This window comes from Roseateles sp. So40a, from assembly GCF_048081605.1.
In the GTDB taxonomy this organism is placed as follows: Bacteria; Pseudomonadota; Gammaproteobacteria; order Burkholderiales; family Burkholderiaceae_C; genus Roseateles.
The window spans coordinates 2393303-2413008 of sequence record NZ_CP182288.1 but is presented as its reverse complement, the minus strand read 5'-3'; the positions used below and the strand labels follow the sequence as shown (position 1 = coordinate 2413008).

16 protein-coding genes are annotated in these 19706 nt (G+C 69.3%); 15 read left to right on the top strand and 1 reads right to left on the bottom strand.

Going from position 1 to position 19706, the window contains the following annotated elements; all coding sequences use genetic code 11:
- Positions 1-20: 20 nt before the first annotated feature.
- From aroC to ACNI65_RS11025, 6 genes are all read left to right on the top strand, one after another.
- Positions 21-1118: a chorismate synthase gene (gene aroC, locus ACNI65_RS11050; protein ID WP_416763032.1), complete on the top strand. Its 1098-nt coding sequence runs from the start codon at positions 21-23 to the stop codon at positions 1116-1118.
- Positions 1115-2305 carry an MFS transporter gene (locus tag ACNI65_RS11045; protein WP_416763030.1) on the top strand — a complete coding sequence of 397 codons (1191 nt, stop codon included), beginning with the start codon at positions 1115-1117 and terminating at the stop codon, positions 2303-2305. Before aroC ends, ACNI65_RS11045 begins: the two co-directional genes overlap by 4 nt.
- A gap of 55 nt (positions 2306-2360) precedes the next feature.
- Positions 2361-2504: a hypothetical protein gene (locus ACNI65_RS11040; protein WP_416763029.1), complete on the top strand. Its 144-nt coding sequence runs from the start codon at positions 2361-2363 to the stop codon at positions 2502-2504.
- A 26-nt stretch (positions 2505-2530) separates the two neighbouring features.
- On the top strand, positions 2531-3688 hold the full coding sequence (locus ACNI65_RS11035; protein ID WP_416763028.1) for an efflux RND transporter periplasmic adaptor subunit: 1158 nt from the start codon (positions 2531-2533) through the stop codon (positions 3686-3688).
- 12 nt (positions 3689-3700) lie between these two features.
- Positions 3701-6976, top strand: a complete 3276-nt coding sequence (locus tag ACNI65_RS11030; protein WP_416763027.1) for an efflux RND transporter permease subunit — start codon at positions 3701-3703, stop codon at positions 6974-6976.
- A gap of 173 nt (positions 6977-7149) precedes the next feature.
- Positions 7150-7839, top strand: a complete 690-nt coding sequence (locus tag ACNI65_RS11025; protein ID WP_416763026.1) for a hypothetical protein — start codon at positions 7150-7152, stop codon at positions 7837-7839.
- Between the two features lie 26 nt (positions 7840-7865).
- Here the strand turns inward: ACNI65_RS11025 and ACNI65_RS11020 are convergent, their stop codons facing one another.
- Positions 7866-8888: a LacI family DNA-binding transcriptional regulator gene (locus ACNI65_RS11020; protein WP_416763025.1), complete on the bottom strand. Its 1023-nt coding sequence runs from the start codon at positions 8886-8888 to the stop codon at positions 7866-7868.
- Positions 8889-9089: 201 nt separating this feature from the next.
- Between ACNI65_RS11020 and ACNI65_RS11015 the strand changes: the two genes are divergently transcribed.
- From ACNI65_RS11015 to ACNI65_RS10975, 9 genes are all read left to right on the top strand, one after another.
- Complete coding sequence (locus tag ACNI65_RS11015) at positions 9090-9635, top strand: gluconokinase (RefSeq protein ID WP_416763024.1); 546 nt, start codon at positions 9090-9092, stop codon at positions 9633-9635.
- Complete coding sequence (locus tag ACNI65_RS11010) at positions 9632-10177, top strand: TRAP transporter small permease (protein ID WP_416763023.1); 546 nt, start codon at positions 9632-9634, stop codon at positions 10175-10177. The genes ACNI65_RS11015 and ACNI65_RS11010 overlap by 4 nt, the downstream gene beginning before the upstream one ends.
- Positions 10178-10232: 55 nt before the next feature.
- Entirely contained in the window at positions 10233-11525 is a 1293-nt protein-coding gene (locus ACNI65_RS11005) for a TRAP transporter large permease (protein WP_416763022.1), read from the top strand.
- Positions 11526-11559: 34 nt separating this feature from the next.
- Positions 11560-12600 carry a TRAP transporter substrate-binding protein gene (locus ACNI65_RS11000; RefSeq protein WP_416763021.1) on the top strand — a complete coding sequence of 347 codons (1041 nt, stop codon included), beginning with the start codon at positions 11560-11562 and terminating at the stop codon, positions 12598-12600.
- 172 nt (positions 12601-12772) lie between these two features.
- Complete coding sequence (locus ACNI65_RS10995) at positions 12773-13807, top strand: hypothetical protein (protein WP_416763020.1); 1035 nt, start codon at positions 12773-12775, stop codon at positions 13805-13807.
- Positions 13808-13880: 73 nt separating this feature from the next.
- On the top strand, positions 13881-14729 hold the full coding sequence (locus ACNI65_RS10990; protein ID WP_416763019.1) for a transporter substrate-binding domain-containing protein: 849 nt from the start codon (positions 13881-13883) through the stop codon (positions 14727-14729).
- A 58-nt stretch (positions 14730-14787) separates the two neighbouring features.
- Positions 14788-16692: a hypothetical protein gene (locus tag ACNI65_RS10985; protein ID WP_416763018.1), complete on the top strand. Its 1905-nt coding sequence runs from the start codon at positions 14788-14790 to the stop codon at positions 16690-16692.
- Between the two features lie 100 nt (positions 16693-16792).
- The gene (locus ACNI65_RS10980; protein ID WP_416763017.1) at positions 16793-18457 is read left to right on the top strand and encodes a hypothetical protein; all 1665 of its coding nucleotides are present in this window, start codon (positions 16793-16795) and stop codon (positions 18455-18457) included.
- Positions 18458-18501: 44 nt separating this feature from the next.
- Complete coding sequence (locus tag ACNI65_RS10975) at positions 18502-19701, top strand: patatin-like phospholipase family protein (protein ID WP_416763016.1); 1200 nt, start codon at positions 18502-18504, stop codon at positions 19699-19701.
- Positions 19702-19706: the final 5 nt, after the last annotated feature.

The window sequence follows — 19706 nt, the reverse complement described above, 5'->3', positions numbered from 1 at the left end:
CGCCTCGGCAGGTCCTCCAGATGTCCGGCAGCACTTTCGGCAGCTTGTTTCGCGTCACCAACTTCGGCGAGAGCCATGGTCCGGCCATCGGCTGCGTGATCGACGGCTGCCCGCCCGGACTGGCGCTGTCGGTCGAGGACATCCAGCCGGAGTTGGACCGCCGGCGTCCGGGCACCTCGCGCCACGTGACGCAGCGCCAGGAACCGGACCAGGTCGAGATCCTGTCGGGCGTCTACGAGGGCCTGACCACCGGCACGCCGATCTGCCTGCTGATCCGCAACGTGGACCAGCGCAGCAAGGATTACGGGAACATCCTGGACACCTTCCGTCCGGGCCACGCCGATTACACCTACTGGCGCAAGTACGGCCTGCGCGATCCGCGCGGCGGCGGCCGCTCGTCGGCGCGGCTGACCGCACCGATGGTGGCCGCGGGCGCGGTCGCGCGCAAATGGCTGCAGCAGGAGCTGGGCATCGGCTTCCGCGGCTGCATGACCGCGCTGGGCGAGATCGACCTGGCCTTCGAGGGCTGGGAACACGTCGGCCAGAACCCCTTCTTCGCCGCCAACGCCTCGCAGATCCAGGCGCTGGAGGATTACATGGACGCGCTGCGCAAGGACGGGGATTCCGTCGGCGCGCGGCTGATGGTCGAGGCCACCGGCATGCCGGCCGGCCTGGGTCAACCGCTCTTCGACAAGCTCGATGCCGACATCGCCTACGCGATGATGGGCATCAACGCGGTCAAGGGCGTGGAGATCGGCGCGGGCTTCGAGAGCGTGCGCCAGCGCGGCAGCCAGCATGGCGACGAGCTCACGCCTGAGGGCTTCGCCAGCAACAACGCCGGCGGCGTGCTGGGCGGCATCTCCAGCGGCCAGGACCTGCGCGTGTCCATCGCGATCAAGCCCACGAGCTCGATCCGCTCGCCCAAGGCCTCGATCAACCGCGCCGGCGAGCCCACCACGGTCGAGACCTTCGGCCGTCACGATCCCTGCGTGGGCATCCGCGCCACGCCGATCGCCGAGGCGATGCTGGCGCTGGTGGTCATGGACCACGTGTTGATGGACCGCGCGCAGTGCGCGGACGTCGAGCTGCCCATTCCCGCGATCGCGGCCCACCGGTGACCGACAGCGCCCGCACGCTGCGCGCGAGCGCGCTGCTGGGCTGCGCCTATTACGGCAGCATCGGGCTCTTCAACCCGTTCGCGCCGCTCTGGTACAAGTCGCTCGGACTGCCGGTCGTGGCGATCGGCCTGCTGGTGTCGATGCAGAGCTGGACGCGGCTGTTCGCGCCCTACGTCTGGGGCCTGGTGGCGGACCGCACCGGGCGGCGCGTCGAGTTGATCCGCGCCGCCGCGCTCGCCTGCTGGCTGAGCGCGCTGGGGCTGCTGCTGCCGCCGTCGGTGCTCGGGCTGACGCTGATCGTCTTCCTGATGTACTTCTTCAACGCCTGCGTGACGCCGCTCAACGAGGCGCTGATCGCGCATGAGCTCGCCGCCAGCGGCGGCATGGATCCCAAGCGCTACGGGCGGGTCCGGCTGTGGGGCTCGGTCGGTTTCCTGGCGACCGTCGTGGGCGGGGGCTGGTGGTTCGAGTGGGCCGGCATGGCGGTGTTCCCGGTCACGATCGCCGTCGGCCTGACCGCCATCGTGATCGCCGCGTGGCGGCTGCCGCGGCGTGCGGCGGTGCAGCACGACGCGGGCCACGAGCCCGTCTCCATCGGCACGACGCTGCGCCGGCCCGAGGTCGGCTGGTTCTTCCTGGGCATGTTCTTCACGGTGCTCGCGCACACGGCGATCTACGCCTTCTACAGCCTGTACCTGGACCGGCTCGGCTACAGCAAGGGGCAGGTCGGCGCGTTGTGGGCGGTGTCGGTGGCGGCGGAGATCGCGTGGTTCGCGTTCCAGGGCCGCTGGGTGCGCCATCGCCACCTGCATCACTGGCTGATCGCCGCGGCGCTGCTGACGTCGCTGCGCATGGCGGGCACCGCGTGGCTGGGCGCGAGCCTCGCGGCGATGGTGCTGCTGCAGTGCTGCCACGCGGTGACCTTCGCCGCGCAGCACACCGCCTGCATCGGGCTGATCGGCCGCTACTTCCCGGGCCGGCTGCAAGGCCGCGGCCAGGCGCTGTACGCGGTGCTGGGCTACGGCGTGTCGGGCGTGCTGGGTAGCCTGGGCGGCGCCTGGCTGGCCGAAAGTCATGGCTACGCGGCCTGCTTCTGGGCTGGCGCCGGCTTCGCGCTGCTCGGCGCGTGGAGCCACTGGCGCTGCGCGCGCCGGGATCCGCTGAGCGTGGACGCGACCCCCGCCTGAGATTCTCCGGTCGCCCGGTCATTCCCCCTGAGGAAGGTCATCTCATCCGCCCCGGATGCAGTTCGTCGTGAAGGTGACCGGTTTCAGTCCCGGAGAAAAGCAGGCCATGACGCACAAACAGCAGTTCGTCGCGTCCACCTCCCGCATCAATTTGGGGATTCCTACACTGCGCCGCATTCAAGGATCATCGATTGGGTGATCCCGTCTCGACGGATGGGGGAGATCATGCGCAAGCAATGGTGGATGGGTGGTGTGGCCGTGGTGGCGGTCGTGGCCGGCGGTGTCGGCGTCTACGCGACCAGCAGCGGCAGCGCCGCGGCGCCGAAGAAGGACAGCGCCAAGCCGGCGCTGGAATTCCAGGCCGCGGAAGTCGTCAAGCCCGCGATGGCGCCGATGCCCGGTGTCATCGAGTTCTCCGGCCCGCTGGTGGCGCCCAACACGGTCATCGTGCGCGCCAAGGCCTCGGGCAGCCTGGACCGGCTCGCCGTCGCCGAGGGCAGCCGTGTGACGGCCGGCCAGTCGCTGGGTCAGCTCGACCTGGAGGAGCTGCGCCACAAGGTCGCCGAGCGCAACGCCAGCGTCGAATCCGCGCAGGCGATGTACGAGCAGTCCGAGCGCCAGTACAAGGCCAACCAGGGCCTGGCCTCGCAGAACTTCATCGCGCCGACCGCGCTGGACAACTCCCGCGCGCAGCTCGAGTCGGCGCGCGGCCAGATGCTGTCGGCCAAGGCCCAGCTGGGCACCAGCGAGGTCCTGCTGCGCCAGGCCGCGCTGATCTCGCCGATCAACGGCATCGTCGCCAAGCGCCACACGCTGCCCGGCGAGAAGGTCGCCGCGGAGCAGCAGGTGCTGACCATCGTGGACCTGTCCAAGCTCGAGCTCGCCGGCCTGGTCGGCACGCACGAGGTGGGCAAGCTCTCGCCCGGCATGTCGGTGCAGGTGAAGGTGGAAGGCAGCGACGAGCCGGTGACGGCCCGCATCGCCCGCATCTCGCCGGCGGCGGAACCCGGCACGCGCTCCATCGGCGTGACGCTGACGCTGGACAACCCCGGTGAGCGCTTCCGCGCCGGCCAGTACGCGGTGGCGCGGGTCGAGCTCCCCGACGACAAGCCGCGCCTGACGGTGCCGGTGGGCGCCATCGGCGCGGTGTCGGGCCAGGAACACGTGTGGCTGATCGAGAAGGGCGCGCTGGTGCGCCGCATCGTCACCACCGGCCGGCGCGATCCGCGCGAGGGCCGGGTGGAGATCCTGGCGGGCGTGACGCCGCAGTCCCAGGTGCTGGGCGCGCGCTTCGACAACCTCAAGGAGGGCGAGCGCGCCGAGATCCGCGCGCCCAAGGCCGCCGTGGCCAGCGCGGCCGCCAGCGGCGCCGCCGCGCAATAAGGAGACGCCATCATGTGGATGACCCGCGTCTCGATCCGCAACCCCGTCTTCGCCACCATGGTCATGGTCGCGCTCTGCGTGCTGGGGCTGGTCGCGTATTCCAAGCTGGGCGTCGAGCAGTCGCCCGACATCAATTTCCCCGGCGCCCAGATCGACATCCAGTACCCGGGCGCCTCGCCCGAGGCCGTGGAGCGCGAGGTGGCCAAGCCGCTCGAGGAGGCGCTCAACACGATCGCCGGCGTCGAGCGCGTGCAGTCGCGCAGCTTCGAGGGCCGCGTGCAGGCATCGGTGGAGTTCTCGCTGAAGGCCGACATGAACCGCGGCATGCAGGAGATCCGCGACCGCGTGGCGCAGGCCCAGGCGCAGTTCCCGCGTGACGTGAAGCCGCCGATGGTGCAGCGCTTCCAGACCGAGAACGCGCAGGCCATCATCGTGGCCGCGCTGATGAGCCCCAACCGCTCGCTGCGCGAGCTGTCGATGATCGCGGACCTGAACGTGTCCAAGCGGCTGGGCCGCGTCGAGGGCGTGGCCAAGGTGGACATCGGCGGCATGGCCGTGCGCGAGGTCCGCATCGACCTCGATCCCACGCGGCTGCGCGCCTATGGCATCACGCCCGCGGAGATCTCCAAGGCGCTCAACGCGGCCAATACGGACGCGCCGGTGGGCCTGATCTCCAACCGCTTCGATGACGCGATGCTGCGGGTCGAGGGCAAGGTCAAGGATCCGAAGGACTTCGTCAATGTCGTGGTCGGCCGCCGCGGCGACCTGCCGCTGACGCTGGGCGACCTGGGCACCCTGAGCGAGCGCGAGCGCGAGCTCGACAGCATCGCCCGCATCAACGGCCAGCCCGCGGTGACCTTCAACGTCTTCAAGCAGCAGGACGCCAACATCGTGCAGACCGGCGAGGCGGTGAAAGCCGCCGTCGAGGAACTGCGCCGCACGCTGCCCAAGGACATGGAGCTGCGGCTGATCTACGTCAACAGCGACTTCGTGAAGCACTCGCTGGACGGGCTGCGCCACACGCTGATCGAGGGCGCGCTGCTGACCATCGCCATCGTCTTCCTGTTCCTGCACAGCTGGCGCTCGACCATCATCACCGGGCTGACGCTGCCGATCTCCGTGATCTCCAGCTTCATCGCGGTGTATGCCTTCGGCTTCACGCTGAACTTCATGACGATGATGGCGCTGAGCCTGTGCATCGGGTTGCTGATCGATGACGCGATCGTGGTCCGCGAGAACATCGTGCGGCACGTCGGCATGGGCAAGGGCCACCACCAGGCGGCCGAGGACGGCACCAACGAGATCGGCCTGGCCGTGATGGCCACGACCTTCGCGATCTGCGCGGTGTTCGTGCCCGTGGCGTTCATGGGCGGCATCGTCGGCAAGTTCTTCTACCCGTTCGGCATCACCGTCGCCGTCGCGGTGCTGGTGTCGCTGTTCGTGAGCTTCACGCTGGATCCGATGCTGTCGTCGGTCTGGCCGGATCCGCCCAGCACCTACGTCAAGAAGGTGCCGGTCATCGGCCACCTGATCCGCGCGACCGACCGCGGCATGGACCTGCTGCACACGGCCTACGAGAAGACGATCCGCTGGGTGTTCTCCGGTCGCCGTTATCGGATGTTCTTCCCGCCGGTGCCGGTCTTCGGCCGCCCGTTCGACGCCGACGGCGCTCGCGACAAGCAGGCGCGGCGCCGGCTGCGCCTGGCCACGATCACGCCGCGCGGCATCGTGACCTGGTCCGGCGTGGGCAGCTTCGTGCTCGCGCTGATGCTGGTGCCGGCCGTGGGCAGCGAGTTCCAGCCGCAGATCGACCAGGGCTTCACGCACCTGACGCTGCGCATGCCCGTGGCCACCAGCCTGGACCGCGGCGAGGCCAAGGTGCGCCAGGTGGAGGAGATCCTCGCGACCTTCCCCGAGATCAAGACCGTGGCCACCGTGGTGGGCGGCAGCGGCGAGGGGCTGGCCACCGGCCGCAACCAGGCCAACCTGGACATCGCGCTGGTGGACCGCAAGCTGCGCAAGCGCTCCCAGACGCAGGTCGAGGACGCGATCCGCGCCGAGATCTCGCGCATTCCCGGCGTGGAGGTCAGCGTGGGCTTCAACCGCCCGGTGTGGGTGACGATCCTCGGGTCCGATCCGGAGGTGCTGACGCAGGTCGCCAAGGACTTCGCCGAGAAGGTCAAGAAGATCAAGGGCGCCGTGGACGTCGACACGACGGTCAAGCCCGGGCTGCCGGCCTACGCGGTCAAGCTCAAGGACTCCGCGGTGCGCGAGCTGGGCCTCAACGCGGTGCAGGTGGCGTCGTCGCTGCGCGCCTACGTCAACGGCGAGATCGCGACCTACTGGACCACGCCTGACGGCAACCAGGTGGAGGTGCTGCTGCGCCTGCCCAAGGCGCAGCGCCAGAGCCTGGACCAGATGCGCACGCTGCCGGTGGCCTTCGCGCGGGACGGCTCGCCGATCTCGCTGGAGCAGGTCGCCACGATCGAGCCGGTGTTCAACCCCGAGGTGATCCGGCGCCAGAACCTGCAGCGCCGCGAGGCGGTGTATGCCGGCGTGCAGGGTCGCCCCGGCGGCGACGTCAACGCCGACGTGCAGAAGCTGATCAAGGAGACGCAGTTGCCCCCGGGCATCAGCTTCATGGTCGACGGCGACGGCAAGCAGCAGGCCGAGGCCTTCAACGGCCTGCTGATCGCGATGGGCCTGGCGCTGATCTTCATCTACATCGTGCTGGCCAGCCAGTTCGGCAGCTTCGTCCAGCCGATCGCGATCATGGCCTCGCTGCCGCTGGCGCTGATCGGGGTGATGCTGGCGCTGCTGCTGTGGAAGACGACGCTGAACGTCTTCTCGATGATCGGCCTGGTGATGCTGATGGGCCTGGTGACGAAGAACGCCATCCTGCTGGTGGACTTCGCCAATCACCTGCGCACGGAGCAGGACCTGTCGGTGCCCGAGGCGCTGCTGCAGGCCGGCCTGATCCGGATGCGTCCGATCATCATGACGACCGCGGCGATGGTGTTCGGCATGCTGCCGATGGCGATCGCGCTCAACGAGGGCGGCGAGATCCAGGCCCCGATGGGCCGGGCGATCATCGGCGGCGTGATCACGTCGACGATCCTGACGCTGGTCGTGGTGCCGGTGATCTATTCCTACCTGGTGCGGGGTCGCAAGACCTTCGACGCGACGGCGCCTTCGCCGAGCGCGCCGAACGGCCCGGCCGGAAGTGGTTCGCCCACCGCCGGCCCGATCGTGACGCCTGTCACGCCCACGCCCGGGATCGCGGACTGACATAGCAAAAGTAGGCTAGCCAAAACGAAGGACTGACACATCCAGAGGATGGTCGTGCCCAGACCTCGGCGGGCACATTGACCGGATCGCTCCCCAGCGTTTCGACCAAGCCGCCGATGTCCACACCTCCCACCCAACCGATTGATCCTTCCAACCGACGCCCGCCGTTGGTCTTGACGGAAGTCAACTCTGGACAAGTCCATCAGTTCTCCGGGAATGCCCGTCGCGCCGCCAACGACGCCGTCCGTCCGCCTCGCGGGGGGCGGCGACCCGAGGCGGCGCGGCATTTCCACCCGACCACCGCCGCCAACGACGCCTGCCTGCCGCCCGGCGATCCCGACCAGACCGTCCTTCGATGGTGCGACCTGCGCGTCGCGCCGTCTCCCGTCGCGGTGGCGATGCTGCTGTGCGCGATGCCCTTGCTCGTGCTGGCCGCGACCACGCAGGCGGTGGCGGCGGGTCTGGTGGGCTTCGGCCTGTTCGCGATGGTGCTGGCCGGGACGGTGATGGCCGTGCGCACCTTGCGCGGTCTGTCCTTGATCTGCCGGCCGCCGCGTCCTTGCTTCTCAGGCGACATGGCGATGGTGGAGGTCCGCCTGATCAACACGGCCCGGCGATCGCGCCGGGCGATCGCGATCAGCCTGGGCGACTACCGCTGGGATGGCCTGCCGGACTGCCTGGACGTGCCCGCCGGGGCGGCGCGCGTGGCCTTGCTGCCCTTGCCGGTGACGGGGCGGGGGCTGCAGGCCTTGCCGGACGTGCGGCTGCGCACGCAGCATGCCTTCGGCCTGGTCCGCGTCAGCGCGGCGTGGCGCCCGGCCAGCAGCCTGCGGGTGCGGCGCCGCCCGGCGCTGGTCGGCTGAGGCCCCGCGTCAACCCGGGGCGGGGCTCAGCAGCTCTCGCGCAGGATCAGCTCGAAACCCAGGTCCAGGCAAGGCTCCGGCACGGTCTCGCCGTGCATCAGCGCGACCAGCATCCGCGCCGCTTCCAGTCCGATCCGGCCCCGCGGGGTGCGCACGGTGCTCAGCGGGGGCAGCATCTGGTCGCCGCCGGTCAGGTCATTGAATCCGGCCACGGCGACGCGCTCGGGCACGCGAATGTCCCGGCGCAGCGCCTGCAGCAGCGCGCCCTGGGCCAGGTCGTCGTTGTTGAAGAAGATCGCATCGACATCGGGCGCGCTGGCCAGCACGCGATCGAACATGGCGGCGCCCAGCGCGAGGGAGGAGGGCGCCGCATCCAGGAACTCCAGCGCCGGATCGTGCGCGGCGCCGAGCGCCTGCCGATACCCGGCCGCGCGTTGCAGGGTGCGCGGATCGAGCTGCGCCGCGGCGAAGGCGATGCGCCGATAGCCGCGCCGCATCAGCTCCGCGGTCATCGCGTGACCGGCGGCCTGCTGCGAGAACCCGACCGAGAACGCGCCGGCCTCGCCCCGGTTCTCCATCACCTGCACGCAGGGCACGCCACTGCCCTGCAGCAGCGCGCGCGCCGCGTCGGTGCGGTCAAAACCGGTCACCAGCAGCCCGGCCGGACGATTCATCAGGTAGGTGCGCAGCAGCGCCTCTTCCTCTTCGGGGTGGTAGTGCGTGACGCCGATCAGGCTCTGGTAACCGGCCGCGAGCAGGGTGCGCTGGGCCGCATCGAGCAGGTCGACGAACAGCGCGTTGGACAGCAGCGGGATCAGCACCACGACCTGGTTGCTGCGCGAGGAGGCCAGCGCGCGCGCCGCCGGATCGGGCACGTAACCGAGCTGGGCGACCGCGGCGTTCACGCGCTCGACGAGTTCGGCGGCCACGCTCCGTTCCCCGCGCAGCGCCCGGGATGCCGTGATCGGGCTGACGCCAGCGGCCACGGCGACATCCTGCAGGGTGACCCGGCCAGTGGCGCGGCGGCGTTTGGGGGAGGGGGCGTTCATGCGCGCGAGGATAGCGCTATCCACCTGCGCTGACAGCCCGGAAGGACCCCGAGGATGGTGCCGAGGAGGGCGCCCTGAAACTACGCGTAATCCCTCTCTTGGTGCTCCGGTGCACCACCTAAGATAGCGCTATCCCACCGCAACGGCGACCCGGTCCATCCGATCGCCGTCTCTTTTCCAGTTTTGGGACAGCGCTATCCAATGACCCCGCCGACCGCTTCTTCCCAGGCCCTCATCGACCCCATCGTCGTGATGGGCGTGGCCGGTTGCGGCAAGACGAGCGTCGGCGATGCCCTGGCGCGGCGGCTCGGATGGCCGTTCATCGAAGGCGACGCGCATCACGCGCCGGCCTCGATCGCCAAGATGCAGGCGGGCCAGCCGCTGACCGACGACGACCGCTGGGGCTGGCTGGACCGGCTCGGGGTGATGCTGCGCGAGCAGGCACCGGTGGTGCTGAGCTGCTCGGCGCTCAAGCGGGCCTACCGCGACCGGCTGCGCGCGGCCTGCCCGGCGGTGCGCTTCGTGTTCATGGACATCGACCGGCCGCTGGCGCTGGAGCGCGTCGCGGCGCGCGCCGCCGGACACATCTTCCCCGCGAGCCTGGTCGACAGCCAGTTCGCCACCTTGGAATCGCCCATCGGCGAGCCCGGCGTCATCACCGTGCCGGCCGCGTTGCCGTTGGCCGAGCAGGTCGAGCGCGCGCTCGTGCTGCTGACCCCGAAGCCCCACCAGGAGACCGGCGCATGACTTCGCCCGCACCTCACCTCCCTCCGGCCGCCGACGCCAGCGCGACCGCCGCCGCGCCGCGCTCGCGCCTGCAGATCGCCAGCGAGGCCGCGATGGCGCTGTGCCTGGCGGTGATGGCGCTGGCGGTGTTCGTCAATGTCGTGCTGCGTTACGGCTTCGGCAGCGGCATCGCGGCGAGCGAGGAACTCTCGCGGCTGCTGTTCGTCTGGATGGTCTTCATCGGCGCGACGGCCGCCTATCCGCTGGGCGAGCACATGGCCTTCACCAGCCTGCTGCTGCCGCTGCGGCGCAAGCCCGCGGCGCTGCGCGTCATCACCGCGCTGATCCGCGTGGCGGTGATCGTGGCGGCGGGGCTGGTGGGGTGGGGCGCCTGGCAGCAGGTCGTCGTGGGCATGGACAGCGCCTCGGTGGTGCTGGGCTATTCCAACGCGCTGCTGCCGCTGCCGGCGCTGCTGTCGTGCACGGCGATCGCGCTGATGGCGCTGTGGGAGCTCGTGCGCAACAAGCCGCTGGACCTCGACCACGAGTCCGACGTCGAGTGACGCGGCACGGGCCAAGCGAATCGAATCACGCGACCCTGGACGGGACACAACGATCATGAGCAACGAGGCACTGTCCTTCCTGATCTTCTGCGCCGGCATGCTGCTGCTGATGGGTCTGGGCATCCCGATGGCCTTCGCGCTGGTGCTGACCGGCGCGGGCATGGCCTGGGCGCTGGACTTCTGGGACACCCAGCTGCTGGCGCAGAATCTGGTGGCCGGCATCGACAGCTTCCCGCTGCTGGCCGTGCCCTTCTTCATCCTCGCGGGTGAGTTGATGAACGCGGGCGGCATCAGCCGGCGGATCATCCAGATGGCACAGGCCTGGGTCGGCCACATCCCCGGCGGACTGGGCTTCGTGGCGATCGGCGCCTCGGTGCTGATGGCCAGCATGAGCGGCTCGGCGCTGGCCGACACGGCCGCGCTCGCCACGATCCTGCTGCCGATGATGCAGCGCCACGGCTATCCGATGGGCACGTCCGCGGGGCTGATCGCCTCGGGCGGCATCATCGCGCCGATCATTCCGCCATCGATGCCGTTCGTGATCTACGGCGTGACGACCAACACCTCGATCTCGGCGCTGTTCATCTCCGGCATCGTGCCCGGGCTGGTGATGGGCGCGGGCCTGCTGATCGCGTGGAAGCTGCAGCTGCGCAAGATCGACCTGCCGCCCGGCAACGCGCTGCCGATGGGCGAGCGGCTGCTGGCCACGGCCAAGGCCTTCTGGGCGCTGCTGATGCCGCTGATCATCATCGGCGGCATGAAGAGCGGCATCTTCACGCCGACCGAGGCCGCCGTCGTCGCCGCGTTCTACGCGCTGGTGATCAGCTTCGCGGTGCATCGCGAGATGGGCTTGCGCGACCTGCACGGCGTGCTGGTGCGCGCGGCCAAGACCACCGCGATCGTGATGTTCCTGTGCGCGGGCGCGCAGGTGGCGAGCTACATGATCACGCTGGCCGACCTGCCCGGCGTGCTGACGGGCTGGCTCGGCGGGCTGATCGAATCGCCGCGCCTGCTGATGGCGCTGATGATGGTGATCCTGGTGATCATCGGCACCGCGCTGGACCTGACGCCCACGATCCTGATCTTCGCGCCGGTGATGCTGCCCATCGCGGTGAAGGCGGGCATCGATCCGGTGTACTTCGGATTGATGTTCGTGCTCAACGGCGCGATCGGGCTGATCACGCCGCCGGTGGGCACGGTGCTCAACGTCGTGGCCGGTGTGGGCCGGCTGTCGATGCACCAGGTCATCAAGGGCGTGAATCCGTTCCTGATCACCTACACGATCATCCTGGTGATGTTCACCGCGTTCCCCGAGCTGGTCACGGCGCCGATCAAGTGGATGCGCTGAACCTGTCCACGATGCATTTCTCAAGGAGACAACCATGAGCTTCAAGACCCGTCGTCAGACCCTGGCCGCCGCCGTCGCGCTGGCCGCTGTCGCACTGAGCACCACGCTGACCGTGTCATCGGCACAGGCCGCCGACATCAAGCCGCGGCTGATCCGCTTCGGCTACGGCCTGGCCGAGAACAGCAACCAGGGCCGCGCGGTGAAGGTCTTCGCCGACGAGGTCGCCCGGCTGTCGGGCGGCAAGATGAAGGTGCGCGCCATCGGCGGCGCCGCGCTGGGACCGGACACGCAGATGCAGCAGGCGCTGATCGGCGGGGCGCAGGAGATGATGGTGGGCTCGACCGCCACGCTGGTGGGCATCGCCAAGGAGATGGCGCTTTGGGACACGCCGTTCCTCGTGAACAACGTCCGCGAGGCCGACGCGCTGCTGGACGGCCCGGTCGGCGACAAGGTGCGCGCCAAGCTGACGGACAAGGGCATGGTCGGCCTCGTGTACTGGGAGAACGGCTTCCGCAACCTGACCAACAGCAAGCACGCGGTCAACAAGCTCGAGGACCTCAACGGGATCAAGCTGCGCGTGATGCAGAACAACGTGTTCCTGGACAGCTTCAAGCAACTGGGGGCCAACGCGGTGCCGCTGCCGTACTCGGAGCTGTTCACCGCGCTGGAGACCAACGCGGTCGACGGCCAGGAGAACCCGTACAACACCATCCTCTCGGCCAAGTTCTACGAGGTCCAGAAGTACCTGACGGTGACGAACCACGTCTACAGCCCGTGGATCGTGACGGTCAGCAGGAAGTTCTGGGATGGCCTGTCCAAGGACGAGCAGGCGGTGCTGCAGGCCGCCGCGGTGAAGAGCCGCGACTTCGAGCGCAAGGACACGCGCGATGAGGCCGCCAAGGCGCTGGCCGAGCTCAAGGCCAAGGGCATGGCGGTCAATGAGCTCAGCCCCGCCGAGACCGCGCGCATGCGCGACAAGCTCACCCGCGTGAACGCCGGCATCGCCACGCAGGTCGGCATGGACCTGTGGAGCGAGACGCAGGCTCAGCTCGGCAAGTTGCGCGGGGCGAAGTGAGGACCGGGTCGACCGGGGCCGCGTGATCGCGCTTTGACGAAACACAAGGTCATCGTGTCGATGGTCCCGGCGACGTGAGCGATATCACGTCGATGCGAACGGGAGGATCGACGGGAGAACGGGCTGTCGCTGAAGGGAACTGATCGGGCATCGTTCCATGGAGGCCCGCGCCATGCCGCAACTGCCCAGTTTCCTGACCCGTCTCTCCCCGTTCTCGCCCCCCTCGACCGCCGGCGACACGCCCGTCGCCGCGGCGCAGGGACCCGCTGCCAAATCGGTCCGCGAAGCCCAGCAAAGCCCGGAGTTCGAGACCGCCAGGCGCTGCGTCGCCGCGGACTGGTGGCCACACGGCCTCGGACTGCACGTGGACGAGGGCGAGCTTCGGCACGAATTCGAACCGCGTGAGGGCCCCTTGAGCGCACGCGTTCCCATCGACCTCTCGCCGTACCGTCGCGGCGAGGCGGTTTCCTCCGAGGTCGTGGCCATCGAGGGTGGCCGCGACGGCAAGACCACACAGCACCGCCAGGCCGGGGGGCTTTTCAAGGGCGGCGCAGGCGAACGCGCCGCCGCGGCGGTCCAGGCCGAGACCGCGCAGCGACTCGGCGCCGTGCTGCTGCAACGCTTCGACTGGACACGCCCGATCGCGCTCGAGCCGGCACCGTTCAAGGCCCTGGCCCAGGCCTTGTCCGAGCCGTCCCTGACGTCGAGGTCGTGGTCCCTGCGCGCGCAGAGCGATCGCGGCGACGTGCAGCTGTTGCTGCACACGCTCACCGGCGACCGGTCGCTGGGGACGGTGCTGAAGGCCGGGCCGCACGCCCAGGGCGTGGCGATCTTCAGGCCCAGACCGGACGACAACCTGGCCTCGGCCGCCCAGGGACTGGCCCAGCGCCATAACGGAGCCGCACGGCTGGAGGACCGCTTCCTGCTGCCGGCGTCGATGTCGGGCGCCCGAGCCGGACAGCGCCTGGCCGCGCTGGATCGCGAGGGCCGCGCGTCGACGATGGCAAGGTCAATTCGACGGACCCCTCGGGCGCTCGCCAGATGTGGGTCCACCACGGCCCGTCGACGCCCACGACCCTTCGCGACCCGCGCGCCTCCGACCCGTCGGCGCGTTGACCGCGCGTCCCGGTCCCCTCGGGTTTTCCCCTTCACGCGATGCGCAGGAATGCGCAGTCCGAGGCGGGTCAGGCCATCGGCTGAAAAGTGACATGTCGTAACCGCCGCCTATCATCGATTCGAACGATCCGACACCTTCGACTCCTTCGATCCCTGACTCGCGGATGCATCGACGACACCTGACCCTGGCGGGTCTGGCCTGGTTGGGCGGGGCGCAAGCCTCGGCCACGACCCGGTTGCCGTCTCCGGCCCCTGTGCCGGGACCGGCGTCGACACCGCCCACGCCCTCCACGGGCCCGTCGACCGTCGCCTCAGGCGGCGCGCCGGCGGCGTCGCTGCGCCTGCTCAGCGAGGAGTTCCCGCCGATCAACTTCACCGAATTCGGCCAGCCGCGCGGCCTGTCGGTGGACATCGTCCAGGCGATCCAGAAGCGGCTGGGCCAGTCGTTGCCCATCGAGTTCATGCCCTGGGCCCGGGCCTTCCGCGAGGCGCAGGACGGCGCGCCGACGGCGCTGTTTTCGATGGCCCGCATCCCCGAGCGCGAGAAGCTCTTCCACTGGGTCGGCCCCATCGTCACCTTCCAGAGCACCTTCTACGCCAAGGCCGGCAGCGGCCTGCGGCTGAACTCGCTGGCCGAGGCGAAGCGCGCGCCCAAGGTGCTCGTGGTGCGGGACTGGTACACGCTGACCCAGCTGCAGTCGGCGGGTTTCCACAACCTGCAGCAGGTCAGCGATCCGATCCAGGGCGTGCGCATGCTGGCCGCGGGCCGCGCGCCGCTGTTCGCCGCCGAGAAGCTGTCGATGCCGCAGACGCTGGTGCAGGCCGGTGTCTCGCGCGACGCGATCGAGGAAGTGTTCAGCTTCGCCGCGAGCGAGGGCTTCATCGCGTTCTCGCGCAGCACGCCGATGGGCACGATCCAGGCGTGGCAGCACCAGCTCGCCGAGATGAAACGCGACGGCAGCTTCCAGGCGATCTACAAGCGCTGGCTGCCGAACGATCCGCCGCCGCGCTAGCCGCCGGCGCGTGTGATCGTTCACACGTTCCGACAAGCCGCGCTGCACATGAACAGGGATGCTCGATGACTGGACAGGTGTCCTCGATTCCAGTCATGCCATGCCTGATTCCCTCATTGACCGCTGGTCCGGCGCGACGCCGCCCAGTCACCCCGACGCGGCCATCGGCGAAGCCGCCGCGGCCGATACCCCCCTGGCTGTCGAGACGGCCAGCTTCGGCGTCCAGAGCGGCGGCGTGCCTGAGCGGGAACTCAAGCAGGCAGGGCTCGCGCTGAGCGCGGACTGGTGGCCCCGCCATCTGGGCTTGAACCTGGACCACGGCGCGCAGCGCTGGGCTTTCGAACCGCCGGAGGGCGCCTCGGCCTGGATCCAGATGGAGAGTGACAACGGCGGCTGGACCTCGCGACCGTTCGGGCAAGATCCCGTGCCCCTGGACTTCGCCCATCAACTGCTCAAGCAACTTCGCGTCCATCTGAGCGGGGCCGGGAGCGGGCCCGTGTCCCGCTTGCCGGTGCACTCGGAAGACCTCGTGAAGTCGCTGGGCGCTCTCGAAGAGAAAACCTCAGGCCGGGCGCGACCCGAGCCCAGGAAGCTGCCGAAGCCGGAACCCGGCGAGTTCACCGCGGCCGAGTGGCTCGGCGAGGCACGCCCGCGGCCCGCGAGCCCGCTCGCGGCATCGGCCGTGTCCGCCAAGTCCGTGGACGCTCGACTCGCCACCGTCCGCGCTGAGGTCGCGCAGTCCCTGGGCGCCACGCTGATGGAGCGCTTCGAATGGAACCGGCCGCTCGCGCTGGAGCGGGCGCCGTTCGACGCCTTGAGGCAGGCGATGGCGGCTTCCAGCGCCGAGCCACCGGACTGGGCGCTCCGTGTCGATGCCAAGGGGCGGAACGTGGAACTGATCCTGAAGGAAGGGGGGGCGCATCGGTGCTTGGGCGTCGTGCTCAAGGACGGCCCGCACCTCGACGGATTGCGCATCTTCCGACCCGATCCCAAGGACGACCTGGAGCATCTCTGGAACGAGCTGGCGATCGGGCACAACGGCCGGGCCCGGACCGTCGGGCGCGTGATGGCGCGGGAGTCCACCTCGCTGGAAACCAAGCAGCCGCTTGCCGACGTCGACCCGGAAGGGCGGGTGATGGTGCTCGGACACGGCGAGCCCGGCGGCGCCTGGCGTCAGCCCACGGTCGGCGGGCTGACACCGCGGCAGCTCGCCGCGCAGCTGGCCGGGCAGGGCTTGTCCAAGGCGTTCAATGGCACCGTCTATCTGAACTCGTGCAGCAGCGGCAACGGGCTGGGTTCCACGGAGGCCTTCTCGCATCGCCTGCGGCAAGCGCTCGCGGACAAGGGCTACCGGTCCCTGACGGTGGCGGCCCGTCCTGGGGTCACCCGCGCAGGATTCCAACGCGACATCGTGGCACCGTCGGAACTGGTCCTCCATGCACCGGCCACGCTGGCGCGCACGCGCCGGCTGATCGGGTCGCTCGAGGCGCAGCGGGAACGCGCGCTCCGCGAAGCCTTGACGCAGGAGCGGGAGCTCTCGCGCGAGCGGCGGCCCGAGCGTCGTCAGAGCCTGTTCGAGAAGCAGGAGAAGACCCTGAAGGAGATGCGCATCTACGCGGACCTGGTGGAACAGGAGAAGGCGTACGCCGCGCGGATCGAGGACGTCAGCGCAGGCGCACGGATCGCCGCGCAGATTGCCCGGGTGAAGGGCGAGGCCATCGCCGCGCTGAGCCCGCCCGCGGCGTCGGGCGTCAAGCCGCCTTGGCATCGCCGGCTGATGGACGGGATCAAGGGGCTGTTCCGCCAAGCGCAGCCCCAGCCGACCGTGGCGTCCGAGATCGATCGGCAGGCGGACTGGGCCTACCACGACTACACCTACGACCAGGTGGGCGTGCGCCACATGTGGGGCCATGTCGGTCCCCGCCGTGCCGGTTCCTCCAGGAGCAAGGACGCCCGAGGCTGATCGAACTGCCAGGCTTGGCGATCCGCCGCCGCGCTGATCGGGTGGCCGAACTGGAACTTGGATCGAGTGAACACAGCCCTCTTCCCTTCGTGATCACTCCATGCGAGTTTCCTCCCCGATCCCGGCCCAGACGGCCGATGCGCTCTCAACGGATGAGGCGGCCTTGTCGGTCCGCACGCCGGTCGCTTTCCTTGACCAGCAGATCGATCCAGCGACGATTTTCGCTGACCACGCGCTGCTTATGGAGTCGTCAGTCCTCGTCAACGTCGTGATGCGGGCTCCCTGGTGGCCAAGGGGACTGGGTGTGCGCATCGATGATGTCCTGCGCTGCAATTGCGAGCCGACGGGCGGTGCGAATCGTTGGATCACGATCCGTCATGCGGATGGCCGTTGGGACAACGAGGTCGGCGCGTGGCAGCGTACCGTGGCCCACACCTCGACCGCCATGCTCAACGTCCTGATGCATGCCATCAGGTCGGAGGCTGCCGGCATGAATGCCGCCACGATGGCGAGCATGCCCGAGGACGGTGATGCCTTGCGGATGGGATTTTGGACGCTGGAAGAACTGGCCGATCGAGCCAGGCATGTCGTGGAGAGGCTGCCGTCTCGCGGCCGATTGCAGCCCAACGAGCACATCACCGTCGCACGGCCATTGACCGTCCGAGACTCGAAGGACAAGACCGTGAGCATGCTCCTCGGCCAGATCGCGGGCGCACTGGGCCCGTGGCTTCAGGATCGATTTCTGTGGGAGCGGCCAATCGCACTCGAAGCGGGCTTGAAGCGGCGCTTGCTGCAGCTGTTGGAAAAGGCCCCGAACGGCGTCGTGTGGTGGCTGCAAGCCAATGTCGCCGGCGATCGCATCGACGTGCGGTTCGTTGACGGGCTGCGCGCGGCGCGCGAGACAGTCCTGACGCTGAGCCCCGGGCTGTCCCATACGGCGATGTGGTCCTTGATGGATGCGTCCGAGCAGCCGATCAAGACCTTGTCCCGCTACCACGATCTGATCGAGTCGCCGGCTGGCGACATGCGTCTTTCATTTGAAGCCCCCGCCGGGGCGGATCCTGTCCGCCTATTGGAGAACGTCCACCCGAACGGGCGCATTCTGGTCGCGGGGCATGGTAAGAGGAGTCGGGCATTCGATGGCACGACCGCATACAGCACTGATCTGGTCGGTGACCTGTCGCCCGAGGCTTTGGCGGATGGGTTGATCCAGCGCGGTTTGCGGCCGGATTTCGCGGGTACCTTGGTTCTTTTCGCGTGTGAGGGTGCCTCCGGTGCCGCGTCGACGGCGGAACGCTCCTATGCCGAAAGGCTTCGCGTCGTGCTGGCTGCACGGGGGTATCACCGACTCGGCATCACCGCGTTTCCGGGGTTGGCGAGGCAGCACCACACACACCCGGAAGTCTTCCCCTCAGAGACCTTGCGGGACTTGGGTCAGACGAACTGGTTTGCCCGGGAGGCGCTGAGGCGGGCAAAGGAGGCTGCCGCGATGGTGCGCAGCGATGACCCGAAGGAGAGCGAGAGGGCGGCGAAGGAACAGAAGTTCTGCCAAGGACAGGTCGATTTCTATCGCCGCCTGGAAGAACGGGTCACGACCTTGGGGAACCTGAATGCGATTCTCCTGGATGAGTCGTACCAGTCCGTAGCGGTCCGGGACTTGAGGGCGCATTTCGGCCCTGTGGGGCCGCGAATGGCCGCGGCGATCTCGGAGGAGCTCCGCAAGCTCGGCGCAGTCATGCCACCTGAGCCCAAGGCGCCGGACTGATAGGCTGCAAGCTCCGCGGCCGCGCCGCTCGTGCAGCCTCCGTCATGCCCAAGCCCTCCATGTCCTCGCCGTCGCCATCGTCGTCCGTGACAAATGATCGGGACAAGCCCGCCGCTTCGCCTCGTCTCATCGACCTCGCCCTGCAGGGCGGGGGCTCTCACGGCGCCTTCACCTGGGGCGTGCTGGACCGGCTGCTGGAGGACGGCTCGCTGCGCATCGACGGCGCCTCGGGCACCAGCGCCGGCGCGATGAACGCCGCGGTCATGGCCACCGGCTTCGCGCAGGGCGGGGCGCTCGGCGCTCGCCAGGCGCTGTCGCGCTTCTGGCAGGACGTCTCCGGCGTGCCCGCGTGCTTCGGCGTCGTGGGGGAGGCCGCCGGCCCCGCCGACCCGGTCCGCCCGCCCACCCCCGCGTGGATCTTCAACCGCAGCGCCTGGCCCGGCATGGCCGCCTGGGAGGCCTGGCTGCGCTTGTGGAGCCCGTATCAGCTCAACCCCTTCAACCTCGATCCGCTGCGCGACATCGTGCGGCGTCACGTCGATGTGGACGCGCTGCGCGACGGCCCGATCAAGGTCTTCGTCACCGCGACCTCGGTGCGCACCGGTCAGCCGCGCGTGTTCAGCGGGGAAGACCTGAGCATCGAGGCGCTGATGGCCTCGGCCTGCCTGCCGCACAGCGCGCAGACCGTGGTCATCGACGGCGAGCCCTTCTGGGACGGCGGCTTCTCGGGCAACCCCGCGCTCTGGCCGCTGGTCTACGGCACCGAGTCCGACGACGTGCTGCTCATCCAGATCAATCCGCGACAGCACGAGGGCATCCCCCGCACCGCGTCGGAGATCGACGACCGCATCAACGAGATCACCTTCAACGCCAGCCTGGTGGCGGAACTGCGCGCGATCTCCTTCGTGCAGCGGCTGCTGCGGGACCGGCGCATCGACCCGACGCGCTACAAGCAGATGCGGCTGCACCGCGTGGCCGACGAGGACGGCCTGGCGCCGTTCGGCGCGTCCAGCAAGCTCAACACCGATCCGCGGTTGCTGACGACGTTGTTCGGCCTGGGCCGTGCGGCGGCGGACCAGTGGCTGAACACCTGCGCGAAGCACGTCGGGCACGACAGCACCCTGGACATCGGCGAGGTCTTCCTCGCGAATCGGGTCAACAACGCCCGGCCGCCGATCAAGCCGTCTGCCAAGGCGCCTGTCAAGCCAGCGGCCAAACCCGCCCTCAAGCCGCCTCGGGGTTGACCCGA

Bases quoted from the DNA above. Each gene is read 5' to 3' on its own strand.
- ACNI65_RS11015 (WP_416763024.1), top strand. From the start codon at position 9,090: ATGACCCCGCCGACCGCTTCTTCCCAGGCCCTCATCGACCCCATCGTC.
- ACNI65_RS11010 (WP_416763023.1), top strand. From the start codon at position 9,632: ATGACTTCGCCCGCACCTCACCTCCCTCCGGCCGCCGACGCCAGCGCG.
- aroC (WP_416763032.1), top strand. From the start codon at position 21: ATGTCCGGCAGCACTTTCGGCAGCTTGTTTCGCGTCACCAACTTCGGC.
- ACNI65_RS11005 (WP_416763022.1), top strand. From the start codon at position 10,233: ATGAGCAACGAGGCACTGTCCTTCCTGATCTTCTGCGCCGGCATGCTG.
- ACNI65_RS11020 (WP_416763025.1), bottom strand. From the start codon at position 8,888: ATGAACGCCCCCTCCCCCAAACGCCGCCGCGCCACTGGCCGGGTCACC.
- ACNI65_RS11000 (WP_416763021.1), top strand. From the start codon at position 11,560: ATGAGCTTCAAGACCCGTCGTCAGACCCTGGCCGCCGCCGTCGCGCTG.
- ACNI65_RS10980 (WP_416763017.1), top strand. From the start codon at position 16,793: ATGCGAGTTTCCTCCCCGATCCCGGCCCAGACGGCCGATGCGCTCTCA.
- ACNI65_RS10990 (WP_416763019.1), top strand. From the start codon at position 13,881: ATGCATCGACGACACCTGACCCTGGCGGGTCTGGCCTGGTTGGGCGGG.
- ACNI65_RS11040 (WP_416763029.1), top strand. From the start codon at position 2,361: ATGCAGTTCGTCGTGAAGGTGACCGGTTTCAGTCCCGGAGAAAAGCAG.
- ACNI65_RS11035 (WP_416763028.1), top strand. From the start codon at position 2,531: ATGCGCAAGCAATGGTGGATGGGTGGTGTGGCCGTGGTGGCGGTCGTG.
- ACNI65_RS10985 (WP_416763018.1), top strand. From the start codon at position 14,788: ATGCTCGATGACTGGACAGGTGTCCTCGATTCCAGTCATGCCATGCCT.
- ACNI65_RS10975 (WP_416763016.1), top strand. From the start codon at position 18,502: ATGCCCAAGCCCTCCATGTCCTCGCCGTCGCCATCGTCGTCCGTGACA.
- ACNI65_RS11030 (WP_416763027.1), top strand. From the start codon at position 3,701: ATGTGGATGACCCGCGTCTCGATCCGCAACCCCGTCTTCGCCACCATG.
- ACNI65_RS10995 (WP_416763020.1), top strand. From the start codon at position 12,773: ATGCCGCAACTGCCCAGTTTCCTGACCCGTCTCTCCCCGTTCTCGCCC.